This is a genomic window from Streptomyces corallincola (genome assembly GCF_019104725.1).
In the GTDB taxonomy this organism is placed as follows: Bacteria; Actinomycetota; Actinomycetes; order Streptomycetales; family Streptomycetaceae; genus Streptomyces; species Streptomyces corallincola.
Genome location: NZ_JAHRXF010000003.1, coordinates 104,434 through 126,740 on the forward strand (window position 1 = coordinate 104,434; position 22,307 = coordinate 126,740).

Annotated in this window: 15 protein-coding genes; 5 read left to right on the top strand and 10 right to left on the bottom strand. The window is 71.6% G+C overall.

Going from position 1 to position 22,307, the window contains the following annotated elements; genetic code table 11:
• The first annotated feature begins 115 nt into the window (after positions 1-115).
• Together KUM39_RS03450 and KUM39_RS03455 are read left to right on the top strand one after the other, a co-directional pair.
• A complete protein-coding gene (locus KUM39_RS03450; protein WP_217783852.1) occupies positions 116-3,139 on the top strand; it encodes a glycoside hydrolase family 3 protein in 3,024 nt (1,007 codons plus the stop codon).
• 50 nt (positions 3,140-3,189) lie between these two features.
• Positions 3,190-4,593 carry a hypothetical protein gene (locus KUM39_RS03455; protein WP_217783853.1) on the top strand — a complete coding sequence of 468 codons (1,404 nt, stop codon included), beginning with the start codon at positions 3,190-3,192 and terminating at the stop codon, positions 4,591-4,593.
• Between the two features lie 93 nt (positions 4,594-4,686).
• Here KUM39_RS03455 and KUM39_RS03460 read toward each other — a convergent pair whose 3' ends face one another.
• Positions 4,687-5,298, bottom strand: coding sequence for a YceI family protein (locus KUM39_RS03460; protein ID WP_217783854.1), 612 nt, complete (start codon positions 5,296-5,298; stop codon positions 4,687-4,689).
• A gap of 299 nt (positions 5,299-5,597) precedes the next feature.
• Here KUM39_RS03460 and KUM39_RS03465 point away from each other — a divergent pair, with 299 nt between their 5' ends.
• From KUM39_RS03465 to KUM39_RS03475, 3 genes are all read left to right on the top strand, one after another.
• Positions 5,598-6,122 carry a hypothetical protein gene (locus tag KUM39_RS03465; protein ID WP_217783855.1) on the top strand — a complete coding sequence of 175 codons (525 nt, stop codon included), beginning with the start codon at positions 5,598-5,600 and terminating at the stop codon, positions 6,120-6,122.
• A 316-nt stretch (positions 6,123-6,438) separates the two neighbouring features.
• Positions 6,439-8,022 (top strand): acyl-CoA carboxylase subunit beta, encoded by a 1,584-nt coding sequence (locus KUM39_RS03470; RefSeq protein WP_217783856.1) that lies wholly within the window; start codon positions 6,439-6,441, stop codon positions 8,020-8,022.
• 23 nt (positions 8,023-8,045) lie between these two features.
• Positions 8,046-8,243 carry an acyl-CoA carboxylase subunit epsilon gene (locus KUM39_RS03475; RefSeq protein ID WP_217783857.1) on the top strand — a complete coding sequence of 66 codons (198 nt, stop codon included), beginning with the start codon at positions 8,046-8,048 and terminating at the stop codon, positions 8,241-8,243.
• Between the two features lie 26 nt (positions 8,244-8,269).
• Here KUM39_RS03475 and KUM39_RS03480 read toward each other — a convergent pair whose 3' ends face one another.
• The 9 genes from KUM39_RS03480 to KUM39_RS03520 all read right to left on the bottom strand — a co-directional run bounded on the left by KUM39_RS03480 (position 8,270) and on the right by KUM39_RS03520 (position 22,134).
• On the bottom strand, positions 8,270-11,152 hold the full coding sequence (locus tag KUM39_RS03480; protein WP_217783858.1) for an NACHT domain-containing protein: 2,883 nt from the start codon (positions 11,150-11,152) through the stop codon (positions 8,270-8,272).
• A 166-nt stretch (positions 11,153-11,318) separates the two neighbouring features.
• Positions 11,319-11,909, bottom strand: coding sequence for a GTP-binding protein (locus KUM39_RS03485; protein WP_217783859.1), 591 nt, complete (start codon positions 11,907-11,909; stop codon positions 11,319-11,321).
• The gene (locus tag KUM39_RS03490) at positions 11,890-12,459 is read right to left on the bottom strand and encodes a DUF742 domain-containing protein (protein ID WP_217783860.1); all 570 of its coding nucleotides are present in this window, start codon (positions 12,457-12,459) and stop codon (positions 11,890-11,892) included. Before KUM39_RS03490 ends, KUM39_RS03485 begins: the two co-directional genes overlap by 20 nt.
• 96 nt (positions 12,460-12,555) lie before the next feature.
• Complete coding sequence (locus tag KUM39_RS03495) at positions 12,556-12,969, bottom strand: roadblock/LC7 domain-containing protein (protein WP_030948713.1); 414 nt, start codon at positions 12,967-12,969, stop codon at positions 12,556-12,558.
• 10 nt (positions 12,970-12,979) lie between these two features.
• The gene (locus tag KUM39_RS03500) at positions 12,980-16,252 is read right to left on the bottom strand and encodes a sensor histidine kinase (protein ID WP_217783861.1); all 3,273 of its coding nucleotides are present in this window, start codon (positions 16,250-16,252) and stop codon (positions 12,980-12,982) included.
• Positions 16,253-16,668: 416 nt separating this feature from the next.
• Positions 16,669-17,244 (bottom strand): GTP-binding protein, encoded by a 576-nt coding sequence (locus tag KUM39_RS03505; protein WP_217783862.1) that lies wholly within the window; start codon positions 17,242-17,244, stop codon positions 16,669-16,671.
• Positions 17,225-17,623, bottom strand: a complete 399-nt coding sequence (locus KUM39_RS03510; RefSeq protein ID WP_217783863.1) for a DUF742 domain-containing protein — start codon at positions 17,621-17,623, stop codon at positions 17,225-17,227. The genes KUM39_RS03505 and KUM39_RS03510 overlap by 20 nt, the downstream gene beginning before the upstream one ends.
• Positions 17,624-17,733: 110 nt before the next feature.
• Entirely contained in the window at positions 17,734-18,147 is a 414-nt protein-coding gene (locus KUM39_RS03515) for a roadblock/LC7 domain-containing protein (RefSeq protein WP_003993189.1), read from the bottom strand.
• A 9-nt stretch (positions 18,148-18,156) separates the two neighbouring features.
• Positions 18,157-22,134: a sensor histidine kinase gene (locus KUM39_RS03520; protein ID WP_217783864.1), complete on the bottom strand. Its 3,978-nt coding sequence runs from the start codon at positions 22,132-22,134 to the stop codon at positions 18,157-18,159.
• Between the last annotated feature and the right edge of the window lie 173 nt (positions 22,135-22,307).

The window sequence follows — 22,307 nt, forward strand, 5'->3', positions numbered from 1 at the left end:
ATCCCTTGGACCCCGCGCACCACTTCTGACGTGAACTCTTGACGGTCCCGTGGCGGCCCAGTTAACTCACGGCGTGATCTAAGTCCTGAGTGAAATCTGAGCCGAGGGAAGGTACATGCGAAGAACCGCCCTGCTCCTCACCGCCGCGCTGCTGACCGCGACGCTGCCGATGGCCGCGGCGACCGCCGCGGCGGGTGCGGAGGGCGATCCCGCCCCCGTGCCCGTGGACCGCTTCGAGGGCGAGGTGCCGTTCGCCGCCCAGCCCGCCGAGGGGATCTTCACCTGGGGAGGCGACGCCGACGACCCGCCCACCCTCAGGCTGGACGCCCGCCCCGACGCCCCCGAGGGCGCCAAGGTGCTGTCCGGCAGCTACGACATCAGCGGCTACGGCGGCTTCACCCACGACTACGCGGCCACCGCGCCCGCCCACGACTGGTCCGCCCGCAAGGGCATCCGGTTCTGGTGGGAGGGCCGGAACAACGGGAAGAAGTTCGCGTTCGAGATCAAGGACGGCGGTGCCAACGGCGAGGCGTCCGAGCTGTGGACCACCTCGTTCACGGACGACTTCACCGGCTGGAAACAGGTCGAGATCCCGTTCTCCGACTTCACCTATCGAACCGACTACCAGCCGGTCGGCGGCATCGACCACATCCTCGGCCTGACCCAGATGTGGGGCTACGCCGTCACCCTCCCGCCCGGCACCAAGGGCGACTTCGCGATGGACGGCGTCGAACTGTACGGCCGCGCCGACCAGTCGCTGAGCGTCGGCGTCACCACCGACGCCGCCGTCTACCCGGTCAAGGAGGGCGGCACCGCCACCGTCCGGGTCACCGTCGGCGCCACCGGCTCCGGCGCGCTCACCGAGCCCGTCACCGTCGCCTGGGCCACCGGCGAGGGCACCGCCGAGCCGGGCAAGGACTACCGGCCCGCCTCCGGCACCCTGACCTTCCCGACCGGTACCGCCTCCGGCACCGCGCGGACCCTGACGGTGCCCACCCTCAAGGACTCCGCCGCCGAGAACGCCGAGACCATCCCGGTGAAGCTGACCGTCACCGGCGCCAAGGCACCCGCCGAGAACCCGCAGGTCGTCATCGACGCCCACGGGCTGCCGTACCTCGACTCCCGGCTGCCGGTGAAGAAGCGCGTCGCGGACCTGCTCGGCCGGATGACCCTCGCCGAGAAGGCCGGGCAGATGACCCAGGCCGAACGCGGCGCCATGACCGCCCCCGGCGACATCGCCGTGTACGGCCTCGGCTCCCTGCTCTCCGGCGGCGGCTCCACACCCACCCCGAACACCGCGCAGGCGTGGGCGAAGATGATCGACGGCTTCCAACTGCGCGCCCAGGCCAGCCGGTTCCAGATTCCGCTGATCTACGGCGTGGACGCCGTGCACGGCCACAACAACCTCACCGGCGCCACCGTCCTGCCGCACAACATCGGCCTCGGCGCCACCCGCGACCCCCAACTCGCGGAGAGGACGGGCGCGGTGGCCGCCGCCGAGGTCCGCGCCACCGGCGTCCCCTGGGACTTCGCCCCCTGCCTCTGCGTCACCCGTGACGAACGCTGGGGCCGCTCCTACGAGTCCTTCGGTGAGGACCCCGCGCTGGTCCAGTCGATGGAGACCGTGATCCAGGGCCTCCAGGGCCGCGCCGACGGCAGCGACCTCGCCCGCCGCGACAAGGTCCTCGCCACCGCCAAGCACTTCGTCGGCGACGGCGGCACCTCCTACGAGCCCAAGCCGGGCGGCGGCTACCCCATCGACCAGGGCGTCACCCGCGTCACCCGGCAGGAACTGGAGGCCGTCCACCTGGCGCCGTTCCAGACCGCCGTGGACCGGGGCGTCGGCTCGGTCATGCCGTCCTACTCCTCGCTGGACATCACCGGCGACGGACAGGGCCCGGTGAAGATGCACGCTCGCGCCGACATGATCAACGGCGTGCTCAAGGACCGCATGGGCTTCGACGGCTTCGTCATCAGCGACTGGAACGCCATCGACCAGCTCCCCGGCGACTACGCCTCGCACGTCCGGCTCTCGGTCAACGCCGGGCTGGACATGATGATGGTGCCCTACACCTACAGGGAGTTCTCCGGCACGCTCATCGACGAGGTCAAAGCCGGACGGATCAGCCAGGCCCGCATCGACGACGCCGTGAGCCGCATCCTCACCCAGAAGTTCCGCCTCGGCCTCTTCGAGCACCCCTACGCGGACACCAGCGGCGCCGCCGACATCGGCTCCCCGGCCCACCGCGCCGTCGCCCGGCAGGCCGCCGCCGAGTCCCAGGTGCTGCTGAAGAACGCGGGCGGTCTGCTCCCGCTGAAGAAGTCCCAGAAGGTGTACGTCGCCGGGTCCAACGCCGACGACATCGGCAACCAGTCCGGCGGCTGGACCATCACCTGGCAGGGCGGCTCGGGCGACATCACCCCCGGCACCACCATCCTGAAGGGCATGCGCGAGGCCGGCGGGAACGTCACCTACTCCAAGGACGCCTCCGCGCCCACCTCCGGCTACGACGTCGGTGTGGTCGTCGTCGGGGAGACCCCGTACGCCGAGGGCATGGGCGACGTCGGCAACGGGCACAGCATGAACCTGTCGGCCACCGACCGGGCAGCCGTGGACAAGGTGTGCGCCGCGATGAAGTGCGCCGTGCTGATCGTCTCCGGGCGCCCCCAGCTCGTCGGGGACCGGCTCGGCTCCATCGACGCCCTGGTGGCCTCCTGGCTGCCGGGCACCGAGGGCGCGGGCGTGGCCGACGTGCTCTACGGCAGGCGGGCGTTCACCGGGCAGCTCCCGGTGACCTGGCCCAGGTCCGAGGCCCAGCTCCCGATCAACGTGGGCGACACCTCCTACGACCCGCAGTTCCCGTACGGCTGGGGCCTGACCACGCTCGGCTCCGTACCGCGCGGCGGTGCGGTCACGCTGGCCGCGCTGAAGATCGCGGCCACGGCGGCGACGCGGGTGCACGCGGACCGGCTCGGGCGTGAACTGGTCGCCCAGGCGCGGCTGATCGTCCAGCAGAAGGCCGACGGGCACCTCACCGCCGCGGTGTCCAAGCCCTTCGCGGACGCCGATCACCTGCTGCTCACCGGCGACTACGCGAAGGCGGTGCAGAAGCTGACCGAGGCGTACCGGGCCGCGTAGCGCCGGTCCGCGTGTCCCGTGCGGGGAGGCTTCGGGGTACCGTCGAACACATGACCTGTGTCCAGCGGTCCCGGAGTCTTCCCGCACTGCTGCTGGCGGTGCTGGCGCTGGTCCTGCTGACCGCCGCCGCACCGGCGGCGGGCGCCGCGAGCGGCTCGGCCGGCGTCTCCCGGGCGACGCCCAGTGTGTCCACCGTCGCGGACGCCCTGCGCGAGAACCCCGTCTACGTCGATCCCGCCGCCGCCTCCCAGCTGTCCGCCGCCGACGCCGACCGCCTCGCGGACCGGATCAGGGCCGCGGACAAACCGCTGTTCGTCGCGGTGCTCCCGGCGGACTACCCCACCGAGAACCTCTTCGCCGACCTGCGCACCGCCACCGGCATCACCGGTCTGTACGCGATACGCCTCGGGGACCGCTTCGACGCCCGCGCCGACGCCTCGGTGCTCGCCCCGACCGCACGGGAGAACCTCGTCTCCAGCGTGCGCGGCGAATCGGCGTCCGCGCAGCTGGCGGACTTCACCGACCGCGCCCTGACCAGCATGGGCGGGCACGCGCCCGCGTCCTGGGGCGGCGGCTCCGGCGGCGGGAGCTCCCCGGCCGCGCTGATCGGCGTGGCGGCCGTGGTCGTCGTCGGCGGCGCGGGTGCCTACGCCCTGGTCCGCCGCAACCGGCGCCGCCGGGCCGAGGAGCAGCGCGTGGCGCTGGAGCGGCTGCGCGTGGTCGTGGACGAGGACATCACCGCGTTCGGCGAGGAACTCGACCGGCTCGACTTCCACCCGGCCGAGGCCGGCGCCGACGACGCGATGCGCGGCGACTACGAACGGGCGCTGGACGCCTACGAGAAGGCCAAGCAGTACATGGCCGACGCCCGGAAGCCCGAGGACGTGCGCGGTGTCACCGGCGCGCTGGAGGACGGCCGGTTCTCGCTCGCGCTGCTCGCCGCCCGGCGCGAGGGACGCCCGCTGCCCGAGCGGCGCCCGCCCTGCTTCTTCGACCCCCGGCACGGCCCGTCCGTCACCGACGCGGCCTGGACACCGGCGGGCGGCGCGGCCCGCGAGGTGCCGGTCTGCGCGGCGGACGCCGCCCGGCTCGCGGACGGCCGCGACCCGGCGGTCCGCGAGGTCGAGACCGAGTACGGCCGCCGCCCCTACTGGGACGCCGGTCCCGCGTACGGCCCGTGGGCGGGCGGCTACTTCGGCGGCGGCCTGCTGCCCGGTCTGCTCGTCGGCACCATGCTCGGCGGCCTGATGTCCGCCCCCGCCTACGCGGCCGACTACGGCAGCGGGTACGGCGACTTCGGGGGCGGCTTCGACGGCTACCAGGGCGGTGACGTGTCCGGCGCGAACTTCGACCCCGGCGACTTCAGCGGCGGGTTCGGGGACGGCGGCGGCTTCGACGGGGGCGGCGGTTTCGACGGCGGAGGCGGGGGAGGGGACTTCGGCGGGGGCTTCTGAGCCCCGGGTGCCCGTGCGCCGCGCCCGCCGAAGTCCTCCGTCACCCGCCCGACAGCACCGCCCGACAGCTCCGCCCGCCGGAGGCGCGGGGCGTCAGGCGTTGCGGATCGCGGAGACGTCGAACTGGAGCTTGATCTTGTCGGAGACCACGACACCGCCCGTCTCCAGCGCCGCGTTCCAGGTCAGCCCCCACTCCGAGCGCAGGATCTCCGCCTTGCCCTCGAACCCGGCGCGGTCGTTGCCGAACGGGTCCTTGGCGGCGCCGTTGAACTCCAGGTCGATGGTGACCGGCTTGGTGACACCGAGCAGCGAGAGGTCACCGGTGATCCGGTAGTCGTCGCCGCCCAGCGACTCCGCCTTGGTGGAGCGGAACGTCATGGTCGGGAACTCGTCCGTGCGGAAGAAGTCGGCGGTCTTGAGGTGGCCGTCGCGGTCCGGGTTGCCGGTGTCGATGCTGTCCATGCGGACGTCCAGCGTCGCGGTGGACCGGGACGGGTCGGCGCCGTCCAGGTGCAGCGTGCCGGTGAAGTCGGTGAACCGGCCCCGGACGTTGGTGACCATCGCGTGCCGCGCGACGAAGCCGACCGTGGTGTGCGCGGGGTCGATGGTCCAGTCACCGGTCAGCGAGGCCAGACCGGCGTCGGCGGCGGCCGGTGCGTCGGTGGTGGTCTCGGGGGTGCTGTCCTTGCGGCCGAAGATTCCCATGACCTGACTCCTTGAGGGACGGGCGCGGCCTTCGGGTAAGGCGCCGCGCCGACTGTGCGGGTGAGCGTTCTGTGGGGCTGCGCGTTCCATGAGGTTGAACGTTGTACGAAACCTGTCGATTCCCGACGTTAGCCCCATTCCGTTGAGGCTTCAACGTCATCCGGTGTGTGTCTCCATCATCGCGCGGAGTGATTCCGTACGCCCTCTGGCGGACGCGCGTAGATGTCGGGCACCATCTCCCTGCACCACCTGCACTGCCGCCCCACTCCCCCCAACGGCCCCCAGCAGGAAGGCACTTCATGAAGTTCCGCAGGAACGGAAAGGTCTCCGCGGTCCGCTCCGCCGTGACCGCGCTCGCCCTGGTCGTCGCCCCCGGCGCCGCGGTCGTCGGCACCTCCACCGACGCCTTCGCGGTCAGCAAGATCAGCCACGCCACCGCCATCGGGATGTTCAGCAACGTCGGCATCACCTGGTCGTCCTCCGGCGGCTGCTCCAACCGGAACGTCTCCACCTGTACGTCGTTCGACCAGCTCAACCTGCCCACGGCCCAGGGCGCCCAGACCCTGAAGCGGTCCAGCGGCTGCGCCCTGAACATCACCGGCGGCACCGAGACCGGCCACGCCTCCGGCACGTACTCGCACTGGAACGGCTACAAGCTCGACTTCGGCAAGGCCACCTGCCTGACGTCGTACATCAAGAACAACTTCGGCTACATCGGGCTGCGCGGCGACGGCGCGCCGCAGTACCAGTCCGGCTCGGGCAACATCTACGCCGACGAGGGCAACCACTGGGACGTCCTCTACTACAACTGCGGCGGCTGCTGACCCGGGCACCGACCCCGCGCACCGCGACCGCCCCGGCCCCGACCGGCGGCGGGTCCGCGCCCCGGACCCCCGGACGTCCTCCCGACGGAGTATCGTCCGGGGGTCCGTTTCACTCCGGCGATGGCATGTGCCGACCCTGAATCAGGGGTGACCGCACCGTGACGGGTTTGTGGCATCCCTACAACGCCGGAGCCCTCTGAGCAGTCGGAACGGCTGCATCGCCGCCGGGTTCTGTTCAGTGGCACCAGGAAAACGGGCCGGAGACTGTACGGAACCGACGGCTCGCAATCCCCCTCGCTCTTCGTAAGGTCGCTACATGACCGTTTTGGAAGAGACGACGGGTGAGCCCACGGACGCGCGCGGGCGGGTGGCCGAGCTGCACGACATCCGGGCGAAGGCCGTGGCCGGACCGGGTGAGAAGGCGACCGCGGCGCAGCACGCCAAGGGCAAGCTGACCGCACGGGAACGCATCGAGCTGCTCCTCGACGCGGGGTCCTTCCAGGAGGTCGAGCAGCTCCGGCGGCACCGCGCCACGGGCTTCGGCCTGGAGGCGAAGAAGCCGTACACCGACGGTGTCGTCACCGGCTGGGGCACGGTCGAGGGCCGCACGGTCTTCGTCTACGCCCACGACTTCCGCATCTTCGGCGGCGCCCTCGGCGAGGCCCACGCCGCCAAGATCCACAAGATCATGGACATGGCCATCGCGGCCGGTGCCCCGCTGGTCTCCCTCAACGACGGCGCCGGTGCCCGCATCCAGGAGGGTGTCTCCGCCCTCGCCGGGTACGGCGGCATCTTCCAGCGCAACACCCGCGCCTCCGGTGTCATCCCGCAGATCAGCGTGATGCTCGGCCCGTGCGCGGGCGGCGCGGCCTACAGCCCCGCCCTCACCGACTTCGTGTTCATGGTCCGCGAGACCTCGCAGATGTTCATCACCGGACCCGACGTCGTCAAGGCGGTCACCGGCGAGGAGATCAGCCAGAACGGCCTGGGCGGCGCCGACGTGCACGCCGAGACCTCCGGCGTCTGCCACTTCGCCTACGACGACGAGGAGACCTGCATCGCGGAGGTGCGGTACCTCCTCTCGCTGCTCCCGCAGAACAACCGGGAGAACCCGCCGCGCACCGACTCCTCCGACCCCGTGGACCGGCGCGGCGAGTCCCTGCTCGACCTCGTCCCGGCCGACGGCAACCGCCCCTACGACATGGCCAAGGTCATCGAGGAGCTGGTGGACGACGGGGAGTACCTGGAGGTCCACGAGCGCTGGGCGCGGAACATCATCTGCGCGCTGGCCCGCCTGGACGGCCAGGTCGTCGGCATCGTCGCCAACCAGCCCCAGGTGCTGGCCGGTGTCCTCGACATCGAGGCCTCCGAGAAGGCGGCTCGCTTCGTCCAGATGTGCGACGCCTTCAACATCCCGATCGTCACCCTGCTCGACGTCCCCGGCTTCCTCCCCGGCGTGGACCAGGAGCACGGCGGCATCATCCGGCACGGCGCCAAGCTGCTCTACGCCTACTGCAACGCCACCGTGCCGCGCATCTCCCTGATCCTGCGCAAGGCCTACGGCGGCGCCTACATCGTCATGGACTCCCAGTCCATCGGCGCCGACCTCACCTACGCCTGGCCCACCAACGAGATCGCCGTCATGGGCGCCGAGGGCGCGGCCAACGTCATCTTCCGCCGCCAGATCGCGGACGCCGAGGACCCCGAGGCGATGCGCCAGAAGATGGTCAAGGAGTACAAGGCCGAGCTGATGCACCCGTACTACGCGGCCGAACGCGGCCTCGTGGACGACGTCATCGACCCCGCCGAGACCCGCGAGGTGCTCGTCAAGTCCCTCGCCATGCTCCAGTCCAAGCACGCCGACCTGCCGTCCCGCAAGCACGGCAACCCCCCGCAGTAACCTCACCAGGAGACCGAAGCGCCATGAGCACTCCCGACATCCGCGTCGAGAAGGGGCACGCCGCCCCGGAGGACATCGCCGCCATCACGGCCATCCTCCTGGCCCGCGCCGCCCACCGCCCCGCCGAGATCCCCCCCGGCCACCACACCCGCCCGAAGGCGCGCTGGCGCCGACTGGAGCGCGAGCCGGGCTTCCGGGCCCCGCACAGCTGGCACGGCTGAGGGTTCGCTTCGCTGGATTCGGCTTGCTAGTCCGTGATGCGCACGTTGACGCCGGGGAATTGGAGCATCTGATGATCGTCGGGCAGTAGACAGCCCATGAGATGCAGATGCTTCACCGGTGGAGGCCTGAAATCGGGGGTCTGCAACCAGGCCACGATGTCGATGCCTTGCAGATCCAGCCATTCCGTCCGAGGCAGAGTGTTCAGGCCGAGCGGCAGAACATACTGGTCAGCCCACAGCACCACCTGGTTGATTCCCTCGCGGAGACGCAGTTCTTTGAGGTCGGTGGTCTCGGTAACTCTGAGGACGAGCGCCTCCAGCTGAGGCAGCCGTTCCAGCGTGTCCAGCCCGATGAGTCCGTTCCACCACGCCAGGGACAGGACCGTCAGGGAGGGCAGCTCCGGCAACGCCTTGAGGTCGATCATGGGGTAAGCGATGATGACGCGTTTCGCGGCGAACCGATGGAGCGCGGATAGCTGACCGGAGTGGCTCACTAGGATGTCGAGCTCCCCGAGCTGGACTCCTGAGAGGACCGTGTCGGCATACGCGTCCGCCGGGAAGTAGCGCCAGCTTGAAATGAGCTGAGCTATTACCGACTCCCGCTCGTCGCCCGCATACCCCGACAGCACCTCCAGCGCCTCACGCCCCCCGATCATCGCCACCGTTTCCACGGTCCGCACTGCGGCCTTCTCCGAAAGCTCCCCGAGCGACCTCGGCATCTTGCGCAGCAGACTGGTTCCCACTGCCGCCAACCCCACCGGATCAGTGGCCCGCTGCGGCGGCAGTAGCGCGTCCACCGCCGAGTCCACCCGTTCCGCGAGCTCCCCCGACAACTCCGGCACCGTCTCCTGGCAGGAAGCCGCCAGCAGCCGCAGCTTGCGCGCATGGCGGGGCTCGCTCGACGCCCGGTCCAGAATGCCGCCCAGCAGCTCCTCCCGCTGAGGCCGGTTGACGTGACCGGCGGTCATGATGATCGTCTCGCGCCACAGGTCCAGATGCGCCCGCTCGACCAGATTCCCGATCCGGTCCTCAGCAGCCGCCTCCTCGGCCGCCAGGTACTCCTGAATGCTCCGGTGGACGAAGTCCAGCCGCCCCAGAGTGGGGGAGCGCAACACCCCGGAGCGCGCCCGGAGCTGCTCCAGCACCGCGGCCCCGTCGCCCTCCTCCAGGTGCCGCATCCCCGCCAGCTTGCGTCCGACGAAGCCCGCCGCCTGCTCCAGCGGGATCTCACTGCGGTTGTTGTCGGAGAGCCGCCAGGCCAGGTCCCGCAGCAGCACCAGCTTGTCGCCGAGGCTGAGGCCGCTGCGCACCGCGCTGGGGACATTGCGGTCGGCGTCCCGTTCGTGGACCAGGGTGTGCAGGGCGTTGCGGTACAACTCCATGCGGTCGCGCGGGAGTTGGCTGCCCCGGTTGAGGTGCATCGCGCAGAGCATCGCCGCCAGCAGCGGGGTGCCCGCCAGGGACTGGAGATGCGGCCGGTCCTTGAGGCTGGTCAGCAACGACTGTTCGTAGCGCGGGAGTTCCTCCACCGGGCAGGGCAGTTCCTCGCCCAGTTCGCGCACCGCCCGATGCCACTGGCGGACGAAGGCCGCCAGGTCGGGCGGGGTCATCCGGTCCAGGTGCAGCGCGGTGAACTCCTCGCGGCGCAGCCAGTCGGGACCGGCCGCCGCCGGACGCGAGGTCACCACCATGCGCACGTCCGGATACGCGGCCAGCAGCCCGCGCAGCCACTCGCGGACGCCCCGCCGCTCGGAATCGAGGAGTTCGTCCACGCCGTCGATCAGCAACAGCGCGTTGCCCTCGGCGAGTTGACGCTCCACCCACGCCTTCGGCATGACCCCGGTGATCTGCCCGGCCACCGAGTCGAGCATCGCCTCCGGCTTTGGCATCCGGGCCCCGCTGTACTCCCGGAGCTTCACCAAGAGCGGGGTCAGGCCGTTCCACCCGGCCAGGTCACCGCTGAACGCGCCACGCGCGGCCGTCACCGCGAGCCAGCGCAGCAGGGTCGTCTTGCCGGACCCGGCCTCGCCGCGCAGCAGCACCCGCGAGGCACCGCCGAGCGCGGTCTCCACCCGCATCCCGGCGCCGTCGCCCCCGGCCGGTTCCCAGTCGCTCATCTCCGGGCGCGGTGACGGCAGCGGCGCCCGCCGGGCGGTGCCCCGGCGCGGGCGGCCGTCCCCGCCGGTCGCGCGGAGGCTGACGTACGCCACCGACAGGCGTATCTGCGCCGTCGCCCGGTCGGAGGTGCTGCGGAACAGCTCCAGCTCGTCCAGGCTGTCGCTGAGCAGTTCCAGATAGCGGCGCCGGAACTCGCCGTCCCGGTCGGCACCCTCCGGGGCGAACAGCGAGCGGTCCGGGAGCCGTTCGAGGACGCGGGCGATCTCCGCGCCGAGCGAGGTGGTCCGGGCGAGGAGTTCGGTGAGGGCCCGCTCCTCGAAGACGGGCAGACCCTGCACGATCCGTACGTAATACTCCACGCACTCCGCGAGCAGCATCTCGTGGAGACGGCTCTCCGCCTCGCCCAGCCCCACCGGCGGGCGGGTGGTCGCGGAGATCCGCCGGACCAGCTCCGCCGGGCGCACGTCCGCCCCGAGGAGTGCCGCGTCCGACAGGTCCGCCGCCGCGAACGTGTCGCACACCGCGTCGATCACGCTCAGCCGCCCGGACTCCTCCAGCCGGGCGAACTCCCGCTCCAGGAACGGCGCGAGCCGGTCGAGGACCGCGTCCGCGATCTCCTCGAACTGCCGCCGCACCCCCCGCTGGAAGCGGAGACCGGGGATACGCACCCCGATCAGCTCCGCCATGTCCATCCGGCGTTCCTGCTCCCGCCGTTTCCCCCCGAGCCACGTCTGCGCGGCGGCCTTCGCCACCGTCGTCCCCAGCCGCAGCGCCGCCACCTCGGCACTCATCGCATCCCCCGCATCCCCCGCGCCCCTCGAAGCCGTGCCCGTCCAGTGTGGCAGGGGGGTACGACAAAGGGGCCCCCTCCGATGAGGAAAGGGCCCCTCGTCACGTGAAACGCGGAATCAGCCGAACCGCGGACTCAGCCGGAACGGACTCGACAACCGGCCACCGCTAGCGCAGGCGGGCCATCAGCGCGTGCTCGACCAGCGTGATCAGCGCGGACTTGGCGTCCGCGCGGTGCCGGGCGTCCGTGGTGATGATCGGGGTGTCCGGGCCGATCTGGAGCGCCTCGCGCACCTCGTCGGGCTGGTAGGGCTGGTTGCCGTCGAAGCCGTTGAGGGCGATGACGAACGGCAGGCCGCTGTTCTCGAAGTAGTCCACGGCCGGGAAGCAGTCGGCCAGGCGGCGGGTGTCCACCAGGACGATCGCGCCGATCGCACCGCGCACGAGGTCGTCCCACATGAACCAGAAGCGGTCCTGGCCCGGCGTACCGAACAGGTACAGGATCAGGTCCTGGTCCAGCGTGATGCGGCCGAAGTCCATCGCCACCGTGGTGGTGGTCTTGTCACCGGTGTGGGTGAGGTCGTCGATGCCCGCGGACGCGGACGTCATGACGGCCTCGGTGCGCAGCGGGTTGATCTCCGAGACGGCGCCGACGAACGTGGTCTTGCCCACGCCGAAGCCACCCGCCACCACGATCTTCGCCGAGGTGGTGGAGCGACTCTGAGAAACCGGCCCTCCGCTAGAGCTTGCGAAGTCCACTGAGCACCCTTTCGAGCAGTGTCACGTCTGGCTGGCCACCGGCGTTCTCGTCGCCGCCGGGCTGATGGATGGCGACCAGGCCCGCCTCCGCCAAGTCGGCGACGAGAATCCTGGCCACGCCGAGGGGGATCGTGAGCAGGGCCGAGATCTCGGCCACCGACTTGATCTCCCGGCACAGATTGCAGATCCGCTGATGCTCGGGCAACTGGCCCTGCATCTGGTGCGGAGCGGCGGTGGTGTGCACCAGCGCCTCGATGGCGAGCTGGTAGCGGGGGCGCGTCCGGCCGCCGGTCATGGCGTACGGACGCACCAGGGGGTTGTTCGCCGACGCGGCCGGCGCCGGTTCGGGTCGGCGCTGCGGCTGCACCGGCTGGATGCGCGGGGCAGGCGGCTGGTCGTACGGCGACGGGCCGGGGCCCTGCGGCGCGTACGGCTGCCGGTGGCTCGGTGCGGAGGGGAAGTTGTACCGGTTCGCCGAACCGTCGTGCGAGCCCTGCGCGGGTCCGTACGACCAGTCACCCGACGACGGACCGCCTGGGGGTGTTGCCACTCTCTCTCCTCCTCCGACTGCGCCGGGCACCCGTTCGTGTGGAGCCGCGTCCCGAAACCTTACGGCCACGGGACGCCAATTCGCACCGTTCGTCTGTCAGTTGAGAAGGCTGCCCTGGAGCTCCGCACGGAGATCCGGGGTCAGGACCGTACCGGCGCGGTCCACCAGAAGTGCCATCTCGTACCCGATGAGGCCGATGTCCGCCTCCGGGTGGGCCAGGACCGCGAGGGACGAGCCGTCGGAGATGGACATCAGGAAGAGGAATCCCCGCTCCATCTCCACAACGGTCTGGTTCACGCTGCCGCCCTCGAAGATGCGCGAGGCACCCGCGGTCAGGGACGTCAGACCGGACGCGACAGCGGCGAGCTGGTCGGCGCGGTCGCGCGGGAACCCCTCGGACATCGCCAGAAGGAGTCCGTCGGCGGAGACCACCACCGTGTGCGACACACCCGGTGTGTTGTCCACGAAGTTGGTGATCAACCAGTTCAGGTTCTGTGCCGCCTGGCTCATCGGGCTCACACTAACGCTCCTGGTTGTAGGTGCTGTCAGACCCACCGGGGTGATTGCCGGTGGCCTGGCCGTTCGTTTCACTGCCCGCGCTGCGTCCGCGCTGGACGCCCTTGCGCAGGTTGCTCAGCCTGCCCCGCACGTCCTCCGGGGCACGGGAGATCTGCGGGCCTCCCTGCGGGGTGCTCTCGGCGGTCCCCTCGACCAGGTTGGCCTTGGGCACCCGCCTCGGCAGGCCGGAGGAGGTGACCCCGCCCGCCTTGGGCTTGCGCAGCGCCGACGCCTGCTGCCAGCGCTCGTCGTTCGCCGAACGCCAGCCGTTCTCGCCGTTCGCCGCCGGGGGGTTCCCCGGCTCCGGGGCCGTCGGCTCCGGCTGCGCGGGCGCCTCGGTGGCCGGAGCCTCCGTACCGCCCGGCGCACCGCCGCGGCGCGGAAGTCCGGCGCCGGTCAGCCCGTGCCCGGTGCGGGACGGACCCCCCGGACGCTCGAAGCCTACGCCGTTCGCCTCATCGGTGGCCGCGGGCTGCTGCCGCTGCGCCTGCTGGGGCTGCTGCGGCACCTGGGGCTCCGGCTGGGCCGTGTACGGCGCCTGGTAGCCGTTGTCCTGGTAGCCGTTCTGCGGCCAGTCGTCCTGGTAGCCGCCGCGGCTCTCGTACGAGCCGAAGGCGTCGGAGGCGGTGCCGTTGGCGGCGAAGCCGTCGTGCGCCGCCGCACCCGTGTGCTGGGAGCCGTCGCCCTCGCGCGGGTAGAACCCCGCGTCGTACCCGGCGGTCCCGAAACCGGTGTGCTGCTCGTCGTACGACGGCTGCTGCCGGGGTTCCGCGTAGCCGCTTCGGGGCTGCTCCTGGAACTGCTGCTGCTCGGTGTATCCGGTGCCCGCGTCGAAGCCGGGGGCGGCCGTCTCGAAGCCGTCCTGGAACGCGGGCCGCTCCGCCGCGTCCTGCGGGCGGGGCCGGTCACCGGTCTCCAGGGCCGCCCGGCGCTCCTCGCGCATCAGGGAGCGGCCGACCGGGTCCAGGTCGCGCGCGTCGTCCGGCACCTCGTACTGCGAGTCGTCGAAGCCCAGCTCGGCCGCGGTGCGCAGCGGCGGCGGCTGGTGCGGCGTGAAGCTCTCACCCTGGAACTGCTGCTCCGGGATGATCTGCGAGACGGTGAACTCCTCGCGGTCCAGCGGCGTCGCGCCGCCACCGCCGTGCGTGATCGCGTCGGGGAGCATGACCAGCGAGGTGGTGCCCGCCTGCTCGCCCGAGGGGCGCAGCTGCACCCGGATGCCGTGCCGGTCGGACAGCCGTCCGACCACGAACAGGCCCATGCGCTGGGAGATCGCGGCGTCCACGGTCGGCGGGTTGGCCAGCTTGTGGTTGATGTCCGCGAAGTCCTCGGCGGTCAGACCGATGCCCTTGTCGTGGATCTCGACCATCACCCGGCCGTCCGGCAGCCGGGTCGCGGTGACCTTGACCTTGGTCTGCGGCGACGAGAACGTGGTGGCGTTCTCCAGCAGCTCGGCCAGCAGGTGCACGAGGTCGGTCACGGCACGGCCGTGGATCTCGGCCTCCGGCACGCCCGACAGCTCGATGCGCTCGTACTGCTCCACCTCGGAGGAGGCGGCGCGCAGCACGTCCACCAGCGGAACCGGCTGGTCCCAGCGGCGGCCGGGCTCCTCACCGGCGAGGACCAGCAGGTTCTCGCCGTTGCGGCGCATACGGGTGGCGAGGTGGTCCAGGCGGAACAGGTTCTCCAGCTGGTCCGGCTCGGCCTCGTTGTTCTCCAGTTCGGTGATCAGGGTCAGCTGGCCCTCGATCAGCGACTGGTTGCGGCGCGAGAGGTTGGTGAAGATCGCGTTGATGTTGCCCCGCAGCAGCGCCTGCTCGGAGGCGAGCCGCACGGCCTCGCGGTGCACCTGGTCGAAGGCGCGGGCGACCTCGCCGATCTCGTCCTTGGTGGTGATCGGGATCGGCGCGACCCGGGTGTCCACCCGGCCGGGATCGGTGCGCGAGAGCTGATCGACCAGCATCGGCAGCCGCTGCTCGGCGATACCGAAGGCCGCGTTGCGCAGCCTGCGCATCGAGCGGCTCATCTGCCGGGCCACGGCACCGGCCAGGATGAACGCCAGCAGCAGCGCGACGACGACCGCGACACCGGTGATCAGCGCGGAGGTCCGGGCGTCACCGGCGATACCGGACGCCTCGTTCACCGCCTTGTCGGCGAGGTTCGACTCCAGCTGCCGGTACGCCTTGTACTTGAGCGTGTTGACCGCCCACCAGTTGTCCGCGCTGGTGCCCCGCGCGGCGAGCTGCTGCCGGGCGGCGAGGCCGGTGTCGGACAGCTGGGCCAGCTGGGAGATCATCGTGGTCGGGTTCGCGGGCGGCGGGACGTAGTTCGGGTCCTGCTCCTTGGCCTGCTTGGCCAGCGCGGCGCCCTCGGCCTTGATCCTCCGCTGCGAGTCGGCCAGCTTCCGCGAGTCGGCCTCGGTGCCGCCGCCGATGTACTCCTCCAGCGCGATGCGCTCCAGGTAGGCGTACGAGGACAGCGAGACGCGCTGGGTCGCCAGGTTCGGGGCGTCCGGGCCGGGCTTGATCAGCAGGTGCATGCCGATGGAGCGCTCCAGCGACAGCGCGGCCTTGGTCAGCGAGATCGCGTAGACCGTACGGCCGTAGGAGGTGATGTTGCCGGTGCCCAGACCGAGTTCGTTGGCGAACTCCATCAGGGGGTGCGAGATCTCGACGTAGCCCTCTTCGGTCTGCACACCCGTGAGCTTCGGGGTGTACGCGGCCTGGCGGAGCTGCGCGAGCTGGGGCTCGACGGCGCGGAACAGCTGGAGACGGCGTTTCAGCCCGGCGGTGTCGGGCATGTTCTTCGCGGCCTGGTCGAACGAATCCGCGGCCTGGTCGGTGGTCGCCCGTGCCTGGGTGACGACGTTCTTGTCCTTGCCGAGGAGGATCGGCGCGGCGGTCACGTCGCGCTCGGTCTCCAGGGCGTCGGCGTAGGTGAGCGCGGCGCGCACCAGCCGGGCGGTGCTCTCGGCGTCGCGGGCCTGCTGCCAGGTGTCGATCGAGTTCTTCACCTGGAAGCCGCCCATGACCAGGCCGACCAGCACCGGTATGAGCAGGATCGCGTTCAGCCGGGTCGGCACCCGCCAGTTGCGCGGGGAGAGACGACCGCCGCTCGGTGCGGGCGGTCCCGCCGGGTCCGCGCCGGGCACTTGTGCGGGGGCCGCCGCAGCGCGCGGCGGCGGGGTGAAGTTGCCCCGTGCCGACGGCTCGGGACCGTTCTTGCTTCGCCTCACTCGACCAACAACCTCTCGGCGGTCGGCACCTGTGTCGTGCCGCAGTCTCTCAGGCCCGGTTCGTCATCGACGGCCGACAGAAGGTACGTCGTCGGCCGATGGGCAGTTCAGGCATTCCAGCACGGGGACCAGCGCACTTCCAAACAGTGGCAAGCCGGGATTCGACCGTTCGTCAACGACAGATAAAACGGTCATAAAGAGCGAGCCACGCCAAAAGGCGGACTCCTTGTACGCACAGCGGCATCGGGCGACCGCGTCGCGTGGCGATGCCGGGCCATTCCTCTGCCGAACTGTTACCAACGCCGGAGCCGACCGTGGCCAAGGCCACAGCCGGCTCCGCACGCCCTACGGCAACTGCCTTACGGCGCGTCGTACTTGAGTGCCGTCCCCGGAAGTGCCGCGGTACTGGCGCGGTACTAGCGGAGCCGGGCCATCAGCGCGTGCTCCACCAGCGTGATCAGCGCGGACTTGGCGTCCGCGCGGTGCCGGGCGTCCGTGGTGATGATCGGCGCGTCCGGCCCGATCTGCAACGCCTCGCGCACCTCGTCCGGGGTGTACGGCTGGTTGCCGTCGAAGCCGTTGAGGGCGATGACGAACGGCAGGCCGCTGTTCTCGAAGTAATCGACGGCCGGGAAGCAGTCGGCGAGACGACGGGTGTCCACCAGGACGACCGCGCCGATGGCACCGCGGACCAGGTCGTCCCACATGAACCAGAAGCGGTCCTGGCCCGGCGTACCGAACAGGTACAGGATCAGGTCCTGGTCCAGCGTGATGCGGCCGAAGTCCATCGCCACGGTCGTCGTGGTCTTGTCCCCGGTGTGGGTCAGGTCGTCGATGCCCGCCGAGGCGGACGTCATGACGGCCTCGGTGCGCAGCGGGTTGATCTCCGAGACGGCGCCGACGAACGTGGTCTTGCCCACGCCGAAGCCACCCGCCACCACGATCTTCGCCGAGGTGGTGGCCCGGCCCGTGTCAGAGCTTGCGAAGTCCACTGAGCACCCTTTCGAGCAGCGTCACGTCCGGAGCGCCGCCGTTGTTCTCGTCGCCACCAGGCTGGTGGATGGCGACCAGGCCGGCCTCGGCGAGGTCGGCCACCAGAATGCGGGCCACACCGAGCGGCATGGCGAGCAGCGCCGACACCTCGGCCACCGACTTGACCTCGCGGCACAGGTGGCAGATGCGCTGGTGCTCCGGGAGCAGCCCCATGAGCGCTGCCGGGTCGGCCGTGGTGCTGATCAGCGCCTCGATGGCGAGCTGGTAGCGCGGCCGGGTCCGGCCACCGGTCATCGCGTACGGACGTACCAGTGGCTGGTCGCCCTCGTCCCCGTACGGCTCCGCGTACGGATCATGAGTGGCGGGGGGCGGGGTCATGAATCCTCCGGGCGGGACAGCAAGTCGATCGGGCGTGCCGTCTGACGGGCCGGTGGGGGGATTGTGGCGGCCGGACGGTGTTTTGGTGAGGTGGGTGGTGCCGGGGCCGTTCAGTGAAGCAGACTGCCTTGGAGCTCGGCGCGCAGGTCCGGGGTGAGGACCGCACCCGCGCGGTCCACGAGAAGCGCCATCTCGTAGCCGACGAGGCCGATGTCGCACTCCGGGTGGGCCAGGACCGCGAGGGACGAGCCGTCGGAGACGGACATCAGGAAGAGGAAGCCGCGCTCCATCTCCACGACCGTCTGCGCCACGCTGCCGCCCTCGAAGATCCGGGAAGCCCCGGCGGTGAGGGACGTCAGGCCGGACGCGACGGCCGCGAGCTGGTCGGCCCGGTCGCGCGGGAAGCCTTCGGACATGGCCAGCAGAAGCCCGTCGGCGGAGACCACCACCGTGTGCGACACACCGGGTGTGTTGTCCACGAAGTTGGTGATCAACCAGTTCAGGTTCTGTGCCGCCTGGCTCATCGGACTCAACTAACGCTCCTGCTGGTGAGTGGGGCTCGGGACGCTGCCGGTCGGACCGTTGCCGGCCTGACGACCCTGCGCGATACCCCGACGGAGATTGGTCAGCCGACCGCGTACGTCGTCGGGCGCACGCGAGATCTGCGGACCGCTTTGGTGCTGTTGCTGCTGAGCCGTGCCCGGTACGAGGTTCGCCCGGGGCACCCTGCGCGGCAGGCCGGAGGTGGTGATCCCGCCCGCCGCGGGCTGCCGTACGCGCTCCGCCTGCCGGACGAGTTCGTCGTTCGGCGAGGTGCGCCAGGAACCAGTGGTGGAGCTGGTGGGCTCCGAGGCCGCCGCACGCTGCTGCGGGGCCGGTGAACCGGACTGCTGCCTCGGTATGACCGGGGCGTTCTCCGGCCGCTGCTGCTGTTCCTGCTGCTGGAACCAGTTGGTCTCCAGCCGGTCGAACAGCGGGGTGCGGCCGTCACCGGCGCCGGCCGGGGGCAGGGCCTCCGGCTCGGGACGCGCCGGACGCTGGGGTGCCTGCGGGCGCTGCTGCCCGTAGCCGTTCTGGCCGCCGGAGCCGCCGGGCTGCTGCGGGCGCTCGAACTGGCCGGTGCCGCCGGGACCGCCCGGGGCACGGCCGGGCAGCTCGTGCCGCCCGGTGTCGTAGCCGCCGTCGTACGCCTGCGGGGCCTGGGGCGCCTGCGGGTTCGGTGCCTGCGGGTTCTGCGGCGCCCGGTAGGAGCCGGTGTCGCCCTGCGGGTTCTGCGGGGCGCCGGTGCCGAAGACGTCGGAGCGGACGAACTGCCCGTCCCCGCCCTGCTGCTGGCCGTACCCGCCGGTGTTCTGCTGCTGGCCCGGCCAGCCGCCGTCACCCTGCTGCTGCCCGTACGGCGCGTTGCCGTTCTGCTGCTGCGGGGCGTACCCGCCCTGCTGGGCGTAGCCCCCCTGCTGCTGCTGCTGCGGGGCGGCCGGGCGCTGGTACTGCCCGGTCTGCTGCGGGTCCTGGGCGTTGGGGCGGGCGAACTGCCCGGTGTGCTGCGGGTTCCCCGTGCCGCCCAGCTCCGGACGCGGGTACTGGCCGGTGGAGCCGTTCACCCCGTTGCCGCCGAAGTCCGGGCGCGGGAACTCGCCGGTGGCGGCGGGGCCGCCGTACGGGTCGATGCGGGGCATCTCCGCCGTGGCGCCCGGTCCCTGCCGGTCGTCGATCCGGGGCAGCTGCGAGGTCTGCGCCGGGTCCTGCTCGTCGTGGCCGCGCGGCGCGTCCAGCGAGGCACGCGGGACCGGCGGCCGGGAGGTGTCCCAGTCGGGGGTGCGCTGCTGCGGGCTGCCGCCCGGCAGTTCGGCACGCGGGCCGCCGCGCGGAGGGAGCTGGGGCTGACGGTTCTGACCGCCGTCGCCCGCGCCACCGCGCTGCGGCGCCGGGCCGCGACCGCCGAACAGGTCCTGCTGCGGGGCACCGCCGGTACCCGCGGGCTGCTGGCCCTGCGGCCCGGTGGGCACCTGGCCGCTGAAGCCGCCCGCGCCCGCGGGCGTCGGCCGGCCCTGCTGCGGACCGCCCTGCCCCTGGCCCGGACCCTGCGGACCGCGCGGTCCGCCCTGGCCCGCGCCGGGCAGCGCCGCCCGGGGACCCTGGCCCGCGCCGACCTGGCCGCGCGGACCGGGACCGGCGGCGAGCCGCCCGCCTCCGGCCGGAGGGCCGCCGAGCGCACCGCCGTTGCCGCCGCCCCGGCGGGCCGCCGCGGCACCGGCCGCGGCCTGCGCGGCGGCCGGGCCGCCGGTGGGCGCGGGGGCGCCGGACTTGCCGGGCGCGGGCTTGCGCCCGCCCTGGGCGACATCGACGGGCAGCATGACCAGCGCGGTGGTGCCGCCGGAGTCGGAGGGCCGCAGCTGGATGCGGATGCCGTGCCGCTGGGAGAGTCGGCCGACCACGAACAGACCCATGCGGCGCGAGACCGAGACGTCCACGGTGGGCGGTGCGGCCAGGCGCTCGTTGATCGCGGCGAGGTCCTCGGGGGAGAGGCCGATGCCGGTGTCGTGGATCTCGATCAGCACCCGGCCGTCGGGCAGGGCGTGACCGGTGACCTTGACCTTGGTCTGCGGGGAGGAGAACGAGGTGGCGTTCTCCAGCAGCTCGGCGAGGAGGTGCACGAGGTCGTTGACCACCCGTCCGGCCACTTCGGTGGTCGGTACGGAGGCCAGCTCGATGCGCTCGTACTGCTCCACCTCGGACGCGGCGGCGCGGAGCACGTCCACCAGCGGGACCGGGCGGGTCCAGCGGCGGCCGGGTTCCTCACCGGCGAGGACGAGGAGGTTCTCGCCGTTCCGGCGCATACGGGTGGCGAGGTGGTCGAGCTTGAACAGCGAGGAGAGCTGGTCCGGGTCGGCCTCGCGGGACTCCAGTTCGGAGATGAGCGACAGCTGACGCTGGATGAGGCCCTGGGAACGGCGCGAGAGGTTGGTGAACATCGCGTTGACGTTGCCCCGGAGCAGGGCCTGCTCGGCGGCGAGGCGGACGGCCTCGCGGTGCACGTCGTCGAAGGCCGCGGCCACCTGGCCGATCTCGTCACGGGAGTGCACACCGACCGACTCCACGGAGGTGTCCACGTCCTGCGGGTCGGACTCGGAGAGCTGCTTGACCAGCTCGGGCAGCCGGTCCTGGGCGACCTTGGTGGCGGTGTCCTGGAGGCGGCGCAGGGAGCGGATCATGGACCGGGCCACGACGAAGGCGCCGACCAGCGAGATGCCGAGCACCAGCAGGATCAGCGCACCGGAGATGATCGCGTCGCGCTCGGAGTCGGCGCGCAGCTCGCGGGCCTTCTGCTCCATGTCCTCCAGCAGGGTGTGCTCGATGAGCTTCATCTGCTGGATCTTGGTGGTGCTGTCGTCCACCCAGTCGCGGTACGACCGCGGGGCTTGGGCCTGGAGGCCGTCGCGGGACTCCAGGGTCCGCTTGGCGTAGACGTCGGCCGCCTGGATGTTCGGGTTGCCGCCGTCCTCGATCGGCTTGAGGAGTTCCTCGGGGTTCTCGCTGCTGTAGATCTTGCGGAAGATCGACAGCTCGGAGCCCTCGCTCTCGTAGGCCGACTCGCCGTAGAGGCGGTCGTTCTCGGAGAGCTTGCCCTTGGTGGTGTTGGAGGCGGGCAGACCGGCGGCGATGACGGCGCGCTGCACCGACGCGTATTCCTTGGCGGTGGAGAACGCCGCCAGGGCGCGGGTGCGCTGGATCATCTCGGGGTTGCTGGAGGCCTCGGCCATCGACGACGAGAGGTCGATGAGCTGGGTGATCAGCCGGTGGTACGCCTCGACGGTCTGGGTCGAGTTGTCCTTGGACTGGTACGCGGTCTTGCGGATGCGGGTCAGGGTGTCGAGCTGGTTGGCGAGGCTCACCAGGGTGTCGCGGACGCCCTGGAGGTTGCCGTTCTTGCTCGCGGAGTCGATCTGCTCGGAGGCGTTGAGGAAGTCCTCGCGGGCGCGGTCGGTGCGCTCCTGGTAGCCCCGGACGGTGAAGTCGGTGGCCTTCAGACCGTGCGACAGCGGACCGGCGGACTGGTCGCGCTCCTCCTGGAGCGCGGCGGCCAGTTCGGTGGCCTGCTTGGTCATGTCCGTCAGCAGCTTCATGTTGTCGAGCTGCTGGATGTCGTCCATCGACTGGTTGATGCGCAGCGCGCCCAGCGAGGTCGCGGCGACCACGGGGAGGGCGAGCAGTGAGACCAGGCGGGTGGAGATGCGCCAGTTGCGCAGGGCCACGCGGGAGCCGGAACCGCCCGCGTTCTTCGCGGACTTGGGGTCCGGGCCGGTGTTCTTCGCGTCGCCCTTCTCCGGGCCGGACCCGGCCCGGTCGGAGCCCGAAGCGGGGCCGCCGGGGCGCCCGGAGCGCTCGCCGCCGTCCCCGGACGGTGCCGGGCCGGTGTTCTGGGCGTGCTGGGGGGAGGACCCGCGGTCGGTCCCGTGCGCCTCCGGCTCCGCCGAGGCGCTGCCTTCCCTCTTGAAACGTCCCTGCACTAGCGTCGCAACCTCTGGACCAGGCGCCCCTCCCGCGTGAACGGTCGGGACACGGTGTCGGCGTTCTGAAGGGCGCCCTGAATGCGCACTCCCGTGGTCGTGAGTGACCGGCGCTGGAACCCCCCTTGTCCGCCGCCACCCGGCGCTGCGTTGCGCCCCCTGCGCGCCGGCTG